The sequence below is a fragment of the Novosphingobium rhizosphaerae genome, assembly GCF_050920675.1.
GTDB lineage: Bacteria > Pseudomonadota > Alphaproteobacteria > Sphingomonadales > Sphingomonadaceae > Novosphingobium > Novosphingobium rhizosphaerae.
In genome coordinates this window covers 23,870-38,397 of sequence record NZ_CP137862.1, presented here as the reverse complement: position 1 = coordinate 38,397, position 14,528 = coordinate 23,870, and the positions used below count along the sequence as shown (strand labels likewise).

The window sequence follows — 14,528 nt, the reverse complement described above, 5'->3', positions numbered from 1 at the left end:
ACGTCCGCTCTTGCCGAATTCTGCCCTTCAACGAGCAGATTGCGAGCAGCAGCAATGTCCTAACCTCCGACACCCCCATCACCCCACCCGCGGAATCCGGTACGGCAGCATGAATTGCACCACGGGCGAGGCGAAGCGGGCCATGTCGAGGCTTTCCTGCACCGAGACGACCGGTTCGCCGTAGAGGGTGGAGCGCAGGGTGGAGCGGGCGTAGAAGGGGGCGTCTTCCCAGGTGCGGGCCACGCTGGCCAGGCCGCGGTCGGCGCGGGTCTTGCGTTCCATTTGCCACAGGGTGTTGGGCAGGGGGGCGACGGGGGGGAGCACGTCTTCCTCGTGCGGGGTGCCGTCGGCGGCGAAGCGCAGGGCGCTGGCGAAGGGGCGGCCGCTCTGACGAATGCCTTCGTACATGACGAAAGCGCCTTTCCGGCTGTGCGCGCGGGACCAGTGCCACACGCGAAAGCCTTGTTCCAGCGCCTCTGCGCCGAAGTTGGAATCGAGATAGGCGCTGCCCTGCCACGACAGCGCGGGCGCCTGCATCGTCACTTCGATCCGCGCGCGCGGGGCCAGGCAGTGCCAGCGGTGCAAGCCTTGCGGATCGAGCGCAAAGGCCGTGGCATTCATGGTTTCGGGAATGACCCGGATGCGGCCGGCGACGCGGCGTTGCCAGGGCACGCCCACGCGCTTGTCCATTTCCTCGATCTCGATTTCCAGGGCATTGCCGGTCCAGTGCACGCTGCTGGGCCCGATCTGAAGCGTATCGGCATCGCGCCGCACGGCGCCGCGCGCGCGCTCCGTCATCGTCCAGCGCGCGCCGGGACCATAGAGCGCGACGTTGAGCGCGCAGTGATCGAGCGGATCGGCCCGGCCGCTTTTCTTGTAATAGGGCGAAAACACGCTGCCGATGAAGGCGATGATGGTCAGCCCGTGGCGCCCGCAGGCGCTGATCGCGTCGACATACCACCAGCCGTAGCCACCGGGTGGAACCGCCGCATCGAAGCGAGGTCTTGCATCACCACCTGGGCTGCCAGCCGTCCCGACAAGGCGGCCATCGGCACCCCGGCCCCCGGGTGGGTGCTTCCACCCGCGCAATAAAGCCCAGGGATCCGCGTCCGCGTGCCCTGGCGCAGGAAGGAGGCCGCCCAGCCGTGCGAGGCCCGTCCATAGATCGCTCCGCCGGTCGAGGGCGAAAAGGTCTCGAACGCGTTCGGCGTCAGCAGCACGCGGGGAAAATCCACTTCCAGTTCCAGCCCGCAGCGCTGCAGCGCCCGGCTCATGGCCAACGTGCATTGGTCCCTCTCCTTTTCGGTATAGACGTGGCTGTCGCCATTGGCGGGCGCGTTGACGATGATCTGCAGCCGTTCGCGGCCGCCATCGTTGGCCACGGCGCCGTCGCGATCCTGCGCGCAGACATAGACGCTGGGATCGGCGGGTGGGCGGCCCCCGGCGATATCGCGGAATTCGCGCGGGTAATCGGGCGAGAACAGGACGTTGTGGCGTTGCAACGGAAAGCTGCCGCTGCTGCGCGCATGGGCGAGCCAGACCATCGCCGATAGCGAGCGCTTGCGCACCCCGTGGCTGCTGACTGCCATGGCCGCCACCGGGCCCAGGCGGCCCGCTGCCAGCGCTTCGGGATCGGCATTGGCAATCACGGCATCTGCGGCCACGTGATCGCCGTTGGCCAGGACCACGCCTGATGCCCTGCCGAGCGCGGTTTCCAGCATTGCCGCGCCGGTGCCGAAGCGGAACTGCGCGCCATGTGCCTTGGCCAGGTTCATCAGCGCCTGGGCCAGCGCGCTCATCCCGCCATCGATCAGCCAGACGCCAAGCGACTCGACATGCGCGATCAGCATCAGCGTGGCCGGCGTGGCAAAGGGGGAAGAGCCGCAATAGGTGGCATAGCGCGCGAAAAGCTGGCGCAGGCGGGGATCGGTAAAGTGCTGCCCCAACACGGCCCACAGGCTTTCATAAGGGCGGATCGCCAGCAGATCGCCCAAGCGCCAAAGGCCGATGCGCCACATCAGCGATGGCGGCCAGGCGAGCTTGCTGCCGCGCAACATCGTGGCATCGAGAATGCCGTGGATGCGCGCCGCCTCTGCCCGAAACGCGCGAAACCCGGCGGCCGCGCCGGCCCCGGCGAAATCACCGATCGCCTCTTCGCTGCGCGCCGGATCGGCATGAAGATCGAGCTGGCGGGTCTCGTCCCAGGCGTGGCGGGCCAGCACTTGCGCGCGCCGGATCGTCACGTGATCGGCAAGGCTTGCCCCGCATTCGTGGAAAATCTCGTCGAACACGTCGCGCAGGGTGAACACGGTTGGCCCGGCATCCACGGCCACGCCGTCTACCGCGATCTGCCGCGCCTTGCCCCCCGGATGGGCGGCTTTCTCGATCACGGTCACGGCGTGGCCCCGCGCCGCGAGCAGCGCCGCTGCCGCCAGGCCGCCGATCCCGGCGCCGATGATCGCAACACGTGCCGCCATCTGCGTGCCCCCGTCTGCATGAATGCGTTGGAAAAGGAATCGAGCCTGCGTGTTCGCAATTGAACTTTACCGCATATGTGTCAAACAAGATAGACATATGCTGATGTCTACCACCATTGAAGGCTTTCAAGCCTTGCCATGGCTCATGCGCTGGAAGGGGCGGTGGGTAGCGTGGCGCAACGCGGTCTTGGCCAGCCCGCATTTCCAGTTGTGGGCGGCGCGTCTGCCGCTGCTGTCCTGGGTGGCGCGGCGGCGCGCGGTGCAGGCATTCGATCTGGTGGCGGGCTTTTGCTATTCGCAGGTTCTGGCAGCGGCGGTGCAGGTCGGGCTGCTCGACCTGTTGCGCCGGGGCCCCTGCGATCTGCCCGGTGTGATGAAGGCCAGCGGCCTTTCGCAAGCGGCCGCGCTGCGCCTTGTGCGCGCGGCGGCCGCGCTCGACCTGGCCGAGGAAGTGGCGCCGGGATGGTGGCTGCTTGGGCCGCAGGGGGCGGCGCTGCAGGCCAATCCGGGTGCGATCGCGATGGTTCGGCATCACGCCCTGCTTTATGCCGATCTGGCCGATCCGGTGGCCCTGCTGCGGGCCGATCGTGCTGCGCCCACTGCGCTTTCCGCGTTCTGGCACTATGCGGGCAACGCCCCTGCGCCCGAGGCTGCGGCCTATTCCGCGTTGATGGCCACCTCGCAAGCCATGGTCGCCAGCCAGGCGCTGGGGGCCTATCGCTTTGCGCGGCATCGCCGGGTGCTCGATGTGGGGGGTGGGCACGGCGCCTTTGCCAACGCGGTGGCGCGCGCCTGCCCGCGGGTGGATGTGGGGGTGCTTGACCTGCCGCCGGTGATCGCCGGGGCGCAAGTGGACCGGCGCATTGCGTTGCACGTGGGCGATTTCTTCCGCGATCCGCTGCCCGCGGGGTATGATTGCATCACGCTGGTGCGGGTGCTGCACGATCATGACGATGCCGCTTGTGCGGCGCTGTTGCGCGCCGTGCACCGTGCCCTGCCGCCCGGTGGGCGACTCGTGGTGGCAGAGCCGATGGCAGCGACGGCGGGGGCCGCCGCGATGGGCGAGGCCTATTTCGGGCTCTACCTTTGGGCGATGAATGCCGGCCGCCCGCGCTCTGCCTGCGAATATGGCGCGATGCTGAAAAACGCCGGGTTTTCCCGCTGGCGGCGCCAGGCGACGGATTACCCGGTCGTGTCCAGCCTGATTGTCGCGTTTAGATGACAAAATAAAGCGTCAACTGTAATTGACGTTTGACCGCGTTGGCGTATGTTGATTCTTGCCGGACCACATCCGCCTTTGGGTGTTGCGCCGGGGTCGAACAGACCGATGGGAGAAGGACCGGGGCATGGATGCGCTGGCCGTCATACTCGAGGCACCCAGGTGCATCGCGCTGCGCAAGCTGACGTTGACCGGCTCGGCCGGAGCGGGGCCTGCGGCGGGCGCTTCGCCGGCGCCGCTCGGCCCTGGCGACGTGCTGGTCGACGTGCGGTGGAGCGGCATCAGCACCGGCACCGAGAAGCTCTTGTGGTCGGGCGAAATGCCGGCCTTTCCCGGAATGGGCTATCCCCTGGTGCCGGGCTATGAATCGCTGGGCCGTATCGTGGACGCCGGGGCCGACGCCCAGGGGCGGATCGGTGACTGGGTCTTCGTGCCCGGCGCGGCCTGCTATGCCGATGCGCGCGCCTTGTTCGGTGGAACCGCGCAAGCCCTGATCGTGCCGTCGGCGCGCGCCTTTCCGGTGGCCGAAACGCTGGGCGCCGATGGCGTGCTCTTTGCCCTGGCCGCAACCGCGCTTCACGCGCTCAACGGCGGAGCGGCGCCCGATCTGATCATCGGGCATGGCGCGCTGGGCCGCTTGCTCGCGCGGCTGGCGATCGCGCAGGGTGCGCCCGCGCCGACGGTGTGGGAGCGCAATCCGCTGCGGCGCACGGGCGATACCGGCTATCGCGTGATCGCGCCCAAGGACGACGACCGGCACGACTATGGCACGATCTATGATGCCAGCGGCAATGCCGATTGCCTGGACCTGCTGATCCCGCGGCTGCGCCACGGCGGCGAAATCGTGATGGCCGGGTTCTATGCCAACCGCCCGAGCTTTGCCTTTGCCCCCGCCTTCATGCGCGAGACGCGCTTTCGCATTGCGGCAGAGTGGCGGAGCGAAGACCTGGAGGCGACGCGCGCGCTGGTCGAGCGGGGGGCGTGCAGCCTGGCTGGCGTGATCAGCCACATGCGCCCCGCGCACGAGGCGCAGGATGCCTACCCCGAAACTTTCCTGGCCACCGACTGCCTCAAGACGGTTCTCGATTGGAGCGCTTGCGCATGACCTTGCTGAACACTGCCAACGCCCCGCACGGCGCCATGCTGCGCGCCGAAGCTGCGATCGAACCTGACCTGCCCCATATGGGCGAAGCGACCAAGCAGACCCAGGTGATCGCAATCTATGGCAAGGGTGGATCGGGCAAGAGCTTTGCCCTGTCGAACCTGAGCTACATGATGGCGCAGCAAGGCAAGCGCGTGCTGCTGATCGGCTGCGATCCCAAGTCCGACACCACCAGCCTGCTGTTTGGCGGGCGCAGTTGCCCGACGATTATCGAAACCTCTGCCGCCAAGAAGCTGGCGGGCGAAGAGGTGCGGATCGAGGACGTGTGCTTCCAGCGCGACGGGGTTTTCGCGATGGAGCTGGGCGGGCCGGAAGTGGGCCGCGGCTGTGGCGGGCGCGGCATCATCCATGGGTTCGAGCTGCTGGAAAAGCTGGGCTTCCACGATTGGGGGTTCGACTACGTGCTGCTCGATTTCCTGGGCGACGTGGTCTGCGGCGGGTTCGGCCTGCCGATTGCGCGGGACATGTGCCAGAAAGTGATCGTGGTCGGCTCCAACGACCTGCAATCGCTCTATGTGGCCAACAACGTCTGCAAGGCGGTGGAATACTTCCGCAAGATGGGCGGCAACGTGGGCGTTGCCGGCATGATCGTGAACAAGGACGATGGCACCGGCGAAGCCGCGGCTTTTGCCCGCACGGTGGATATTCCGGTGCTCTGCGCCATTCCGGCGGACGAGGACATCCGCCGCAAGTCCGCCAATTACCAGATCATCGGCCGGCCCGGCGGGCAATGGGGCAGCCTGTTCGAAGACCTTGCGCGCAACGTGGCCGCAGCGCCGGCGCGGCAGCCGCGCCCGCTCGACCAGGATGGCCTGCTTGGCCTGTTCTCGCCCGAGGACGTGGGCGGGGGCGTGGTGCTGGTGCCGGCCACCCAGGCCGACATGCGCGGCGGCGCCTTCGTCCAGAAGCCCTCGCTCGAGGTGATCTATGACGAAGCGTGACGCGCCCGCGCCCGTGCTGGAGCGCCAGCCAGACCGGATCGCGCTTGGTCCGCCGGCCGAAGGCGGGGGCTGCCATGCCGATGCGGGCGTGTTGCGCGCGGCGACGGACAAGGCGCAGGGCAGCGAATTGCTGGCGCGCTATGCCGCCGATTATCCCGTCGGCCCGCACGACCAGCCGCAAAGCATGTGCCCGGCATTCGGCTCGCTGCGCGTGGGGCTGCGCATGCGCCGCACCGCCACGGTGCTCTCCGGCTCGGCCTGCTGCGTCTATGGCCTGACGTTCACGTCGCACTTTTACGGCGCGCGGCGGACGGTGGGCTATGTGCCGTTCAACTCCGAAACGCTGGTGACCGGCAAGCTGTTCGAGGACATCAAGGAAGCGGTGGAAGGGCTGGCCGATCCGGCGCTCTATGACGCCATCGTGGTCACCAACCTGTGCGTGCCCACGGCCAGCGGGGTGCCGCTGCGCCTGCTGAAAAAGCAGATCAACGGGGTGCGCATCATCGGCATCGACGTGCCCGGTTTCGGCATTCCCACCCATGCCGAGGCCAAGGACGTGCTGGCCGGTGCGATGCTGGCCTATGCCCGCGCCGAGGCCGAGGCCGGGCCGGTGGCCGCGCCGCGCGTGAAGGCGGACCGGCCCACGGTGACGCTGCTGGGCGAGATGTTTCCGGCCGATCCGGTTGGCATCGGCATGCTGCTGGAGCCGCTGGGCCTGGCGGCGGGGCCGGTGGTGCCGACGCGCGAATGGCGCGAGCTTTATGCCGCGCTCGATTGCGCCGCAGTGGGTGCGATCCATCCGTTCTACAGCGCCAGCATGCGCGAATTCGAACATGCCGGGCGGCCCATCGTCGGGTCGGCACCCGTGGGCGTGGAAGGCACGGCGGCCTGGCTCGATGCCATCGGCGCGGCCTGCGGCGTGGCGCAGCGCCTGATCGACAATGCCAAGGACCGCTTCCTGCCCGCGATCGGTGGCGCGCTGGCGGCCAATCCGATCAACGGGCGGATCACCGTGACCGGCTATGAAGGATCGGAACTGCTGGTGGCGCGGCTCTTGATCGAAAGCGGCGCCGATGTGCCTTATGTCGGCACGGCCTGCCCCGCCACCGTGGCCGGGGCGGCAGACCGCGCCTGGCTGGAAGCGCGCGGCGTGCGTGTGCAGTTCCGCGCCAGCCTGGAGCAGGACATTGCCGCGGTCGAGGAATTTGCCCCGGACCTGGCGATCGGCACCACGCCGGTGGTGCAATATGCCAAGCAGCGGGCGATTCCGGCGCTCTATTTTACCAACCTGATTTCGGCGCGGCCGCTGATGGGCATGGCCGGCGCGGGCAGCCTGGCGCAAGTGATCAATGCGGCGATGGCCAACAAGCCGCGTTTCGACGCGATGCGCGCGTTTTTTGACGGCGTGGGCACTGGACCGGGTGCAGGCGTGTGGGAAGACACGCCGCAGGATCGGCCGCAGTTCAAGAAGAAATATGCCGCGCTCAATGAAGCCGCGCGCAAGGCGGCCGAGGCGGTGGGATCATGACGCTGGTGCTCGATCACGACCGGGCCGGCGGCTATTGGGGCGCGGTCTATGTCTTTGCCGCGGCCAAGGGGCTGCAGGTGATCATCGACGGGCCGGTGGGCTGCGAAAACCTGCCGGTCACATCGGTGCTGCATTATACCGACGGCTTGCCGCCGCACGAATTGCCCATCGTCGTGACCGGCCTGGGCGAGGAGGAGCTGGGCAAGACCGGCACCGAAGGGGCGATGAAGCGGGCCTGGGCCACGCTGGACCCGGATTTGCCTGCCGTGGTCGTGACCGGCTCCATTGCCGAAATGATCGGCGGCGGGGTGACGCCGCAGGGCACCAATATCAAGCGCTTCCTGCCGCGCACCATCGACGAGGACCAGTGGCAGAGCGCGGACCGCGCGCTGAGCTGGCTGTGGTCGGAATTCGGGCCGAAGACCGTGCCGGCGGCGCGCCCGGTGAAGCCGGGCGAAAAGCCGCGCGTGAATATCATCGGCCCGTCTTATGGCATGTTCAACATGGCCAGCGACCTGCACGAAGTGCGCCGCCTGATCGAGGGGATCGGGGCGGAGGTCAACCTGGTGTTTCCGCTCGGCTGCCACCTGGCCGATATCCGCAAGCTGGCCGATGCGCAGGCCAATGTCTGCCTCTATCGCGAATTCGGGCGCAACTTGTGCGAAGTGCTAGAGCGGCCCTATTTCCAGGCGCCGATCGGGCTGGACAGCACGACGCGGTTCCTGCGCGCGCTAGCGGCGGAACTGGGGCTGGACGCAGAACCCTTCATCACCCGCGAAAAGCACACCACGATCAAGCCCTTGTGGGACTTGTGGCGCTCGGTGACGCAGGATTTCTTTGCCACGGCCAGCTTCGGCATCGTGGCCAACGGCACTTATGCGCGTGGCATCCGGCACTTCCTGGAACAGGACATGGGCCTGCCGTGCAACTTTGCCTTTGCGCGCGAGCCAGGGGTGAAGCCGCGCAACGAGGACGTGCGCGCCGCGATCCATGCCAATCCGCCGCTGGTGTTGCTGGGCAGTTATAACGAGCGCATGTACAACGCCGAGCGTGGCGGGCGCGGGATCTATATCCCGGCGAGTTTCCCCGGCGCTGCCATCCGCCGCCACACCGGCACGCCGTTCATGGGCTATGCCGGGGCGACCTATCTGGTGCAGGAAGTGTGCAATGCGCTGTTCGACGCGCTGTTCCACATCCTGCCGCTGGCCACCGAGATGGACAAGGTGGAGCCCACGCTTGCGCGCGTAGCCGGCGACGCGGCCTGGCGCGAATTGCCGTGGGACGAAGATGCCAAGGCGCGGCTTGACGATGTGGTTTCGGCTCAACCGGTGCTGATCCGCATTTCAGCCGCCAAGCGGCTGCGCGATGCGGCAGAGCGCGCCGCGCGCCGGTGCGGTGAAGACCGCGTCAGCGCCGATCGCCTGGCCGATGCCCTGCTTGAGGCACAGGTCGCATGACCCGCGCCGACCCCGATCGCCCCGCTGCCCGGCTTTGGGCAACCCGGCCTTGCCATTCTCGCGGCACCATCGAAGCGCGGCGGATCGCCCCGCAGGTTCGCGAGGATACCGAAGAGGTCTTCCGCCTCTCGCACACCACCAACGAAAGGAGATTGGGCTATGAGTGATCGTGACGATCGCTTTGGGCTGAGAACATATCTAACGCCCGAAGAAGCAAAGGAATTCCACAAGCTGTTCATGAGCAGCTTCCTTGGCTTCACCGCCGTGGCCGTGGTTGCACATGTCCTTGTCTGGATGTGGAAGCCCTGGCTCTGAACGCGCGTTTCCCTCGCGACCTCGGGCCATCACGGCTTGATGGGGCGGGGGCCAACAATCTTGCACAAGGATAAAACCCATGTGGAGACTTTGGCTGATTTTCGACCCGCGCAGGACACTGGTTGCCCTGTTTGCTTTCCTGCTCGTGCTGGCGCTGATCATTCACTTCATCCTGCTCAGCACCGATACCTACAACTGGCTCGACGGCCCCAACTCGGCGCAGGGCGCCGCGCATGCCGCCGCAGCCGCGAAGCCGGCAAGCTGACGAAAGCCCGTGCGAGAGGCGGCGGCTGTCCCGACCGCCGCCTCAAGGGCCCGGCCGATCGACAAGGGGGCAACCGATAACAAACGCCGCCGCATCCAGGCGGGGAAGGGGATGGCCATGGCACTCCTGAGTTTCGAACGAAAATATCGCGTGCGCGGCGGCACCTTGATCGGTGGCGACCTGTTCGATTTCTGGGTGGGCCCGTTCTACGTCGGCTTTTTCGGCGTGGTGACGGCGATCTTCGCCTCGTTGGGCACGGCGCTGATTTTCTATGCCGCCAGCCAGGGCCCGACGTGGAACCCGTGGCTGATCTCGGTGGCGCCGCCCGACCTGAAATATGGCCTGGCGCTGGCGCCGCTGAAGGAGGGCGGCTTCTGGCAGATCATCACGGTCTGCGCGCTGGTGTCATTCGTGTCATGGGCGCTGCGCGAAGTGGAAATCTGCCGCAAGCTGGGCATGGGCTATCATGTGCCGGTGGCCTTCGGCATGGCGATCTTTGCCTATTTTACCCTGGTGGTGATCCGCCCGGTCCTGCTGGGCGCGTGGCATTGGGGCTTTCCCTATGGCATTTTCAGCCACCTCGACTGGGTGTCCAACACGGGATACCAGTACCTCCACTTCCACTATAACCCGGCGCACATGCTGGCGGTGTCGTTCTTCTTCACCACCACGCTTGCACTGGCGCTGCATGGCGCCCTGGTGCTTTCGGCGGTGAACCCGCCGAACGGTGGCGAAGTGAAGACGCCCGAATACGAAGACACCTTCTTCCGCGATCTGATCGGCTATTCCGTCGGCACCCTGGGCATCCATCGCGTGGGCCTGTTGCTGGCGCTCAACGCCGGGTTCTGGAGCGCGGTGTGCATCGTCATCAGCGGCCCGCTGTGGACCCGCGGGTGGCCCGAGTGGTGGACCTGGTGGCTCAACCTGCCGATCTGGTCGTGAAGGAGCACCGTGCGATGGCGACCTATCAGAACATCTTCACCCAAGTGCAGTTGCGTGGGCAGCCCGAGATGGGCGTGGCCCTGCCGCCCGGCAGCGAGGCGCGGATCGGCCAGGGTGGCTTCGTCCACGTGCTTGGCCTGATCGGCCAGGCACAGATCGGGCCGATCTACCTGGGCTGGACCGGGCTGCTTTCGCTGATCTTCGGCTTTACCGCGTTCGAGATCATCGGGCTCAACATGCTGGCGTCGGTGCATTGGAATCCGATCCAGTTCGTGCGCCTGCTGCCTTGGCTCTCGCTGGAACCGCCGGGGCCGGAATATGGCTTTACCCCCTTCGTGCCGCTGGCCAAGGGGGGCTGGTGGATCATGGCCGGGTTCTGCCTGACCACGTCGGTGCTGCTGTGGTGGGTGCGAACCTATACCCGCGCAAGGGCGCTGGGCATGGGCACCCACGTGGCCTGGGCATTCCTCAGCGCGATCTGGCTGTTCCTGGTGCTGGGCTTCATCCGCCCGTTCTTCATGGGCAGCTGGGCCGAAAGCGTGCCGTTCGGCATCTTTCCGCACCTGGATTGGACGGCGGCCTTTTCGATCCGCTACGGCAACTTGTTCTACAACCCGTTCCACTGCTTCTCGATCGCGTTCCTTTACGGTTCGACGCTGCTGTTTGCCATGCATGGCGCCACGATCCTGGCCGTGGGCCGCTATGGCGGGGAGCGCGAGATCGAGCAGATCACCGACCGGGGCACGGCATCGGAACGCGCCGCGCTGTTCTGGCGCTGGACCATGGGGTTCAACGCCACGATGGAATCGATCCACCGCTGGGCGTGGTGGTTTGCGGTGCTGACCACGCTGACCGGCGGCATCGGCATCCTGCTGACCGGCACGGTGGTGGACAACTGGTATCTGTGGGCACAGCAGCACGGCTATGCCCCCAACTATCCCGCAACCGGGGTGATCGACCCCGCCACCTTGGGGAGCGCCGGGAAATGAGACGGATCACCGCATTTGCGCTGGCAACGCTGGCCGCGCTTTCCCTGGGGGGCTGCGAACTGGCGCACAAGGTTTCCGGCCAGAACGGCTATCGCGGCACGGGCATGGACCAGGTCACGGTCAAGAAAGTGGCCATGGCCAAGGACGAGGTGCCACCGCCGCCCTATGATCCGCCGTCCAACGACGGGCCCCGCGCCCGGGAATCGTTCCAGAACCTGCAAGTCCTGGGCGATGAATCCGCCGAGCAGCTGAGCTATACCATGGCCGCGATCACGGCCTGGGTGGCGCCCAAGGAGGGCTGCAACTATTGCCACAATCCCAACAACATGGCCTCTGACGAACTCTACACCAAGGTTGTCGCCCGGCGCATGCTGCAGATGACGCGCAACATCAACCACAACTGGGGCGCGCACGTGGGACAGACCGGCGTGACGTGCTATACCTGCCATCGCGGGCAGGCGGTGCCGGCCTATAACTGGGCGCTGCCGCCACAAGGTCCCAACGGCATCATCGGCAATCGCCACGGCCAGGACAATCCGATCGACGCGACGGGCTTTTCTGCGCTGCCGCAAGCCTCGCTGGCGCTCTATCTGACCGGCGATCCCAAGCGCGACCAGAACATTCGCGTGCAATCGACCAGCGCGCATCCTTCGCCGGCCGACAAGACCAGCGTAATGCAGACCGAAAATTCCTATGCCGTGATGGTCCACGTTTCCAAGGCCCTGGGGGTGAACTGCACGTTCTGCCACAATGCCCAGTCGTTTGGCACCTGGCCGATCAGCACGCCCAAGCGCGCCAAGGCCTGGTATGGCATCCGCATGGTGCGCGAGACCAACGGGCAATATATCGGCTCGCTCGCCAACGTGTTTCCGGCCTATCGCAAGGGGCCGATGGGCGATCCGCTCAAGGTGAGCTGCGCCACGTGCCACCAGGGCAAGAACAAGCCGCTGGGCGGCTATCCCATGGCCCGTGATTATCACGCGCTGTGGGGCGCGCCCGGGCCCAACACCGTACCGGCCACGCTGCCCCGCCCGCTGCTGGCGCCGCCGCCGGCACAACCGGTTGCCTCGGCCGCGCCGGCACGGGCCAACCCGGCGGGCTGATGGCGATGGCGAGCCTGCTGCATCCGCCCTGAGCGGTCCGCCATCGGCCCCGCAAGACGGCGCAAGGAACCGCTGGTGCCACAAATCGTTTTCGCGCCAGGGAAGTCACAGGAAAGTGCGGCAAACAGAGCCCTTTCGGCACCCACGGCCGCATGCAAGCGAAGATCGGTTGACCGCCCTAACGGCCGTATTGCGTGGCACTATAGGACTTGTTCTATTTTTCTGCCGTCCTGCGTGACGCGCACCCTCAAAAAATAATGGAGGATGCAGATGAAATCCAAGATCCACTATCTTGTGCTGGGTTCCGCCACCTTGCTGCTTGCAGCGTGCGGCGGCGGGAGCAGTTCCGACAAATCCGCGGCAGAACAGGCACCTGCCGCCAGCGAAACGACCACGGCGGCGGCTGCCGCAATGACCCCTGCTGCGGCAACCAGCACCGCGGCGCCGACCGCGGATTCGACCGATACGCTGGACGGGACCACGCTGGCATCGCTGACGGGCGATGCGGTCCATGGCAAGGCGATCTTCACCCAATGCCAGGCCTGCCATTCGGCCGAACCGGGCAAGAACATGATCGGCCCGTCGCTGGCGGGCGTGGTGGGCCGCAAGGCCGGGCAGATCGCCGGGTTTGCCTATTCCAATGCCAACAAGAACAGCGGCATCACCTGGACCGCCGAAAAGCTGTTCCAGTATCTGGAAAAGCCGCAGCGCGTGGTGCCCGGCACCAAGATGACGTTCGCCGGCCTGCCCAAGGCGCAGGACCGCGCCGACGTGATCGCCTATCTCAAGAACCCGACCTGACGCACCGCTTGCCGGAAGGCCACGAAAAAGGGGGCCGCGACCAATATGGTTCGCGGCCCCCTTTTTTGGCTGTTGTTCAGGCCGCGGCGGAGCGCCGGGCCAGCTCGCACTGCGACCAGATGTCGCTCAATGCCTCGATCAGGCGTTCGATGTCGGCATCGCTGTGCACCGGCGAGGGCGTGATGCGCAGGCGTTCGGTGCCGCGCGGCACGGTGGGATAATTGATCGGCTGCACATAGATGCCGTGGTTGTCCATCAGCCAGTCGCTGATCCGCTTGCACTTCTTGGCATCGCCCACCATCACCGGAATGATGTGGCTGGGATTGGGCAGGTGCGGAATGCCCATGGCATCGAGCCGGCGGCGCACATTGGCGACGCGTTCCTTGTGGCGTGCGCGCTCGATCTGGCTGGTCTTGAGATGGCGGATGCTGGCGGTGGCGCCGGCGGCCAGCGCCGGCGGCAGGGCGGTGGTGAAGATGAAGCCGCTGGAAAAGGTGCGCACGAAATCGCACAGCGCGGCCGAGGCGGCGATATAGCCCCCCATGACACCAAAGGCCTTGCCCAGCGTGCCTTCGATCACCGTGATGCGGTCCATCAGCCCTTCGCGTTCGGCCACGCCGCCGCCGCGCGGGCCATAAAGGCCCACCGCGTGCACTTCGTCGATATAGGTCATCGCGCCGTGCGCGTCGCACACATCAAGGATATCGGCGATCGGCGCGATATCGCCATCCATCGAATAGACGCTTTCGAACGCCACCAGCTTGGGCACGTCGGGCCCGTATTGCGCCAGCAGTTGATCGAGGTGCGCGGCATCGTTGTGGCGCCAGATGTGGCACTTGGCGCGGGAGTGGCGGATCCCCTCGATCATCGAGGCGTGGTTGAGCGCATCGGAAAAGACCACGCAGCCAGGGATTTTCGCGGCCAGCGTGCCCAGGCCCGCCCAGTTGGAGACATAGCCGCTGGTGAACAGCAGCGCGGCTTCCTTGCCGTGCAGGTCTGCCAGTTCGCGTTCCAGCATGACGTGGTGATGGTTTGTGCCGGAAATGTTGCGCGTGCCGCCCGCGCCCGCGCCGCATTCATCCAGCACGGTGTGCATCGCATCGAGCACGGCCGCATGCTGCCCCATGCCCAGGTAATCGTTGGAGCACCACACCGTGATCGGGTGGGTCTGCTCGTCGACATAACGGGTGGCATGGGGGAATTGGCCACAGTGGCGCTCGATCTCGGTAAAGATGCGATAGCGGCCTTCCTCGCGGACCGACTCCAGTTCCCCCATGAAGTAGGTTTCGAAATCCATCGTGATCGGTCCTCTCGTGCTTGTCTTGCTTG

At 66.4% G+C, this 14,528-nt stretch carries 15 protein-coding genes; 12 read left to right on the top strand and 3 right to left on the bottom strand.

Going from position 1 to position 14,528, the window contains the following annotated elements:
- Positions 1-78 precede the first annotated feature (78 nt).
- Both R9J51_RS20280 and crtD read right to left on the bottom strand, forming a co-directional pair.
- On the bottom strand, positions 79-894 hold the full coding sequence (locus R9J51_RS20280; protein WP_432788057.1) for a hydroxyneurosporene dehydrogenase: 816 nt from the start codon (positions 892-894) through the stop codon (positions 79-81).
- A gap of 23 nt (positions 895-917) precedes the next feature.
- Positions 918-2,477 carry a 1-hydroxycarotenoid 3,4-desaturase CrtD gene (gene crtD, locus R9J51_RS20275; protein ID WP_179562795.1) on the bottom strand — a complete coding sequence of 520 codons (1,560 nt, stop codon included), beginning with the start codon at positions 2,475-2,477 and terminating at the stop codon, positions 918-920.
- 103 nt (positions 2,478-2,580) lie between these two features.
- Here crtD and R9J51_RS20270 point away from each other — a divergent pair, with 103 nt between their 5' ends.
- From R9J51_RS20270 to R9J51_RS20215, 12 genes are all read left to right on the top strand, one after another.
- Positions 2,581-3,699, top strand: coding sequence for a methyltransferase (locus R9J51_RS20270; RefSeq protein ID WP_179562797.1), 1,119 nt, complete (start codon positions 2,581-2,583; stop codon positions 3,697-3,699).
- 124 nt (positions 3,700-3,823) lie between these two features.
- Entirely contained in the window at positions 3,824-4,801 is a 978-nt protein-coding gene (bchC, locus tag R9J51_RS20265) for a chlorophyll synthesis pathway protein BchC (protein WP_179562799.1), read from the top strand.
- Entirely contained in the window at positions 4,798-5,799 is a 1,002-nt protein-coding gene (locus R9J51_RS20260; RefSeq protein ID WP_179562801.1) for a chlorophyllide a reductase iron protein subunit X, read from the top strand. The genes bchC and R9J51_RS20260 overlap by 4 nt, the downstream gene beginning before the upstream one ends.
- Positions 5,786-7,327: a chlorophyllide a reductase subunit Y gene (bchY, locus tag R9J51_RS20255; RefSeq protein WP_179562803.1), complete on the top strand. Its 1,542-nt coding sequence runs from the start codon at positions 5,786-5,788 to the stop codon at positions 7,325-7,327. The genes R9J51_RS20260 and bchY overlap by 14 nt, the downstream gene beginning before the upstream one ends.
- Positions 7,324-8,784, top strand: a complete 1,461-nt coding sequence (bchZ, locus tag R9J51_RS20250; RefSeq protein WP_179562805.1) for a chlorophyllide a reductase subunit Z — start codon at positions 7,324-7,326, stop codon at positions 8,782-8,784. Before bchY ends, bchZ begins: the two co-directional genes overlap by 4 nt.
- Positions 8,781-8,951, top strand: coding sequence for a hypothetical protein (locus tag R9J51_RS20245; protein WP_179562807.1), 171 nt, complete (start codon positions 8,781-8,783; stop codon positions 8,949-8,951). Before bchZ ends, R9J51_RS20245 begins: the two co-directional genes overlap by 4 nt.
- On the top strand, positions 8,944-9,099 hold the full coding sequence (gene pufB / locus R9J51_RS20240; RefSeq protein WP_168557254.1) for a light-harvesting antenna LH1, beta subunit: 156 nt from the start codon (positions 8,944-8,946) through the stop codon (positions 9,097-9,099). Before R9J51_RS20245 ends, pufB begins: the two co-directional genes overlap by 8 nt.
- A 79-nt stretch (positions 9,100-9,178) precedes the next feature.
- Complete coding sequence (gene pufA, locus R9J51_RS20235) at positions 9,179-9,364, top strand: light-harvesting antenna LH1, alpha subunit (protein ID WP_168557253.1); 186 nt, start codon at positions 9,179-9,181, stop codon at positions 9,362-9,364.
- Positions 9,365-9,481: 117 nt separating this feature from the next.
- Positions 9,482-10,306, top strand: coding sequence for a photosynthetic reaction center subunit L (gene pufL, locus R9J51_RS20230; protein ID WP_168557252.1), 825 nt, complete (start codon positions 9,482-9,484; stop codon positions 10,304-10,306).
- 14 nt (positions 10,307-10,320) lie between these two features.
- Positions 10,321-11,295, top strand: coding sequence for a photosynthetic reaction center subunit M (gene pufM / locus R9J51_RS20225; RefSeq protein WP_179563094.1), 975 nt, complete (start codon positions 10,321-10,323; stop codon positions 11,293-11,295).
- Complete coding sequence (gene pufC, locus R9J51_RS20220; RefSeq protein WP_179562809.1) at positions 11,292-12,398, top strand: photosynthetic reaction center cytochrome PufC; 1,107 nt, start codon at positions 11,292-11,294, stop codon at positions 12,396-12,398. The genes pufM and pufC overlap by 4 nt, the downstream gene beginning before the upstream one ends.
- Before the next feature lie 270 nt (positions 12,399-12,668).
- A complete protein-coding gene (locus tag R9J51_RS20215) occupies positions 12,669-13,199 on the top strand; it encodes a c-type cytochrome (protein ID WP_169475135.1) in 531 nt (176 codons plus the stop codon).
- A 76-nt stretch (positions 13,200-13,275) separates the two neighbouring features.
- On the opposite strand, the gene hemA is transcribed toward R9J51_RS20215, so the two are convergent.
- Positions 13,276-14,496, bottom strand: coding sequence for a 5-aminolevulinate synthase (gene hemA, locus R9J51_RS20210; RefSeq protein ID WP_179562811.1), 1,221 nt, complete (start codon positions 14,494-14,496; stop codon positions 13,276-13,278).
- Positions 14,497-14,528 lie beyond the last annotated feature (32 nt).

Coding starts and splice junctions, on each gene's coding strand:
- pufC (WP_179562809.1), top strand. CDS start 11,292: ATGAGACGGATCACCGCATTTGCGCTGGCAACGCTGGCCGCGCTTTCC.
- bchY (WP_179562803.1), top strand. CDS start 5,786: ATGACGAAGCGTGACGCGCCCGCGCCCGTGCTGGAGCGCCAGCCAGAC.
- R9J51_RS20215 (WP_169475135.1), top strand. CDS start 12,669: ATGAAATCCAAGATCCACTATCTTGTGCTGGGTTCCGCCACCTTGCTG.
- pufB (WP_168557254.1), top strand. CDS start 8,944: ATGAGTGATCGTGACGATCGCTTTGGGCTGAGAACATATCTAACGCCC.
- R9J51_RS20270 (WP_179562797.1), top strand. CDS start 2,581: ATGTCTACCACCATTGAAGGCTTTCAAGCCTTGCCATGGCTCATGCGC.
- pufL (WP_168557252.1), top strand. CDS start 9,482: ATGGCACTCCTGAGTTTCGAACGAAAATATCGCGTGCGCGGCGGCACC.
- hemA (WP_179562811.1), bottom strand. CDS start 14,496: ATGGATTTCGAAACCTACTTCATGGGGGAACTGGAGTCGGTCCGCGAG.
- bchC (WP_179562799.1), top strand. CDS start 3,824: ATGGATGCGCTGGCCGTCATACTCGAGGCACCCAGGTGCATCGCGCTG.
- pufA (WP_168557253.1), top strand. CDS start 9,179: ATGTGGAGACTTTGGCTGATTTTCGACCCGCGCAGGACACTGGTTGCC.
- R9J51_RS20245 (WP_179562807.1), top strand. CDS start 8,781: ATGACCCGCGCCGACCCCGATCGCCCCGCTGCCCGGCTTTGGGCAACC.
- crtD (WP_179562795.1), bottom strand. CDS start 2,477: ATGGCGGCACGTGTTGCGATCATCGGCGCCGGGATCGGCGGCCTGGCG.
- R9J51_RS20260 (WP_179562801.1), top strand. CDS start 4,798: ATGACCTTGCTGAACACTGCCAACGCCCCGCACGGCGCCATGCTGCGC.
- pufM (WP_179563094.1), top strand. CDS start 10,321: ATGGCGACCTATCAGAACATCTTCACCCAAGTGCAGTTGCGTGGGCAG.
- bchZ (WP_179562805.1), top strand. CDS start 7,324: ATGACGCTGGTGCTCGATCACGACCGGGCCGGCGGCTATTGGGGCGCG.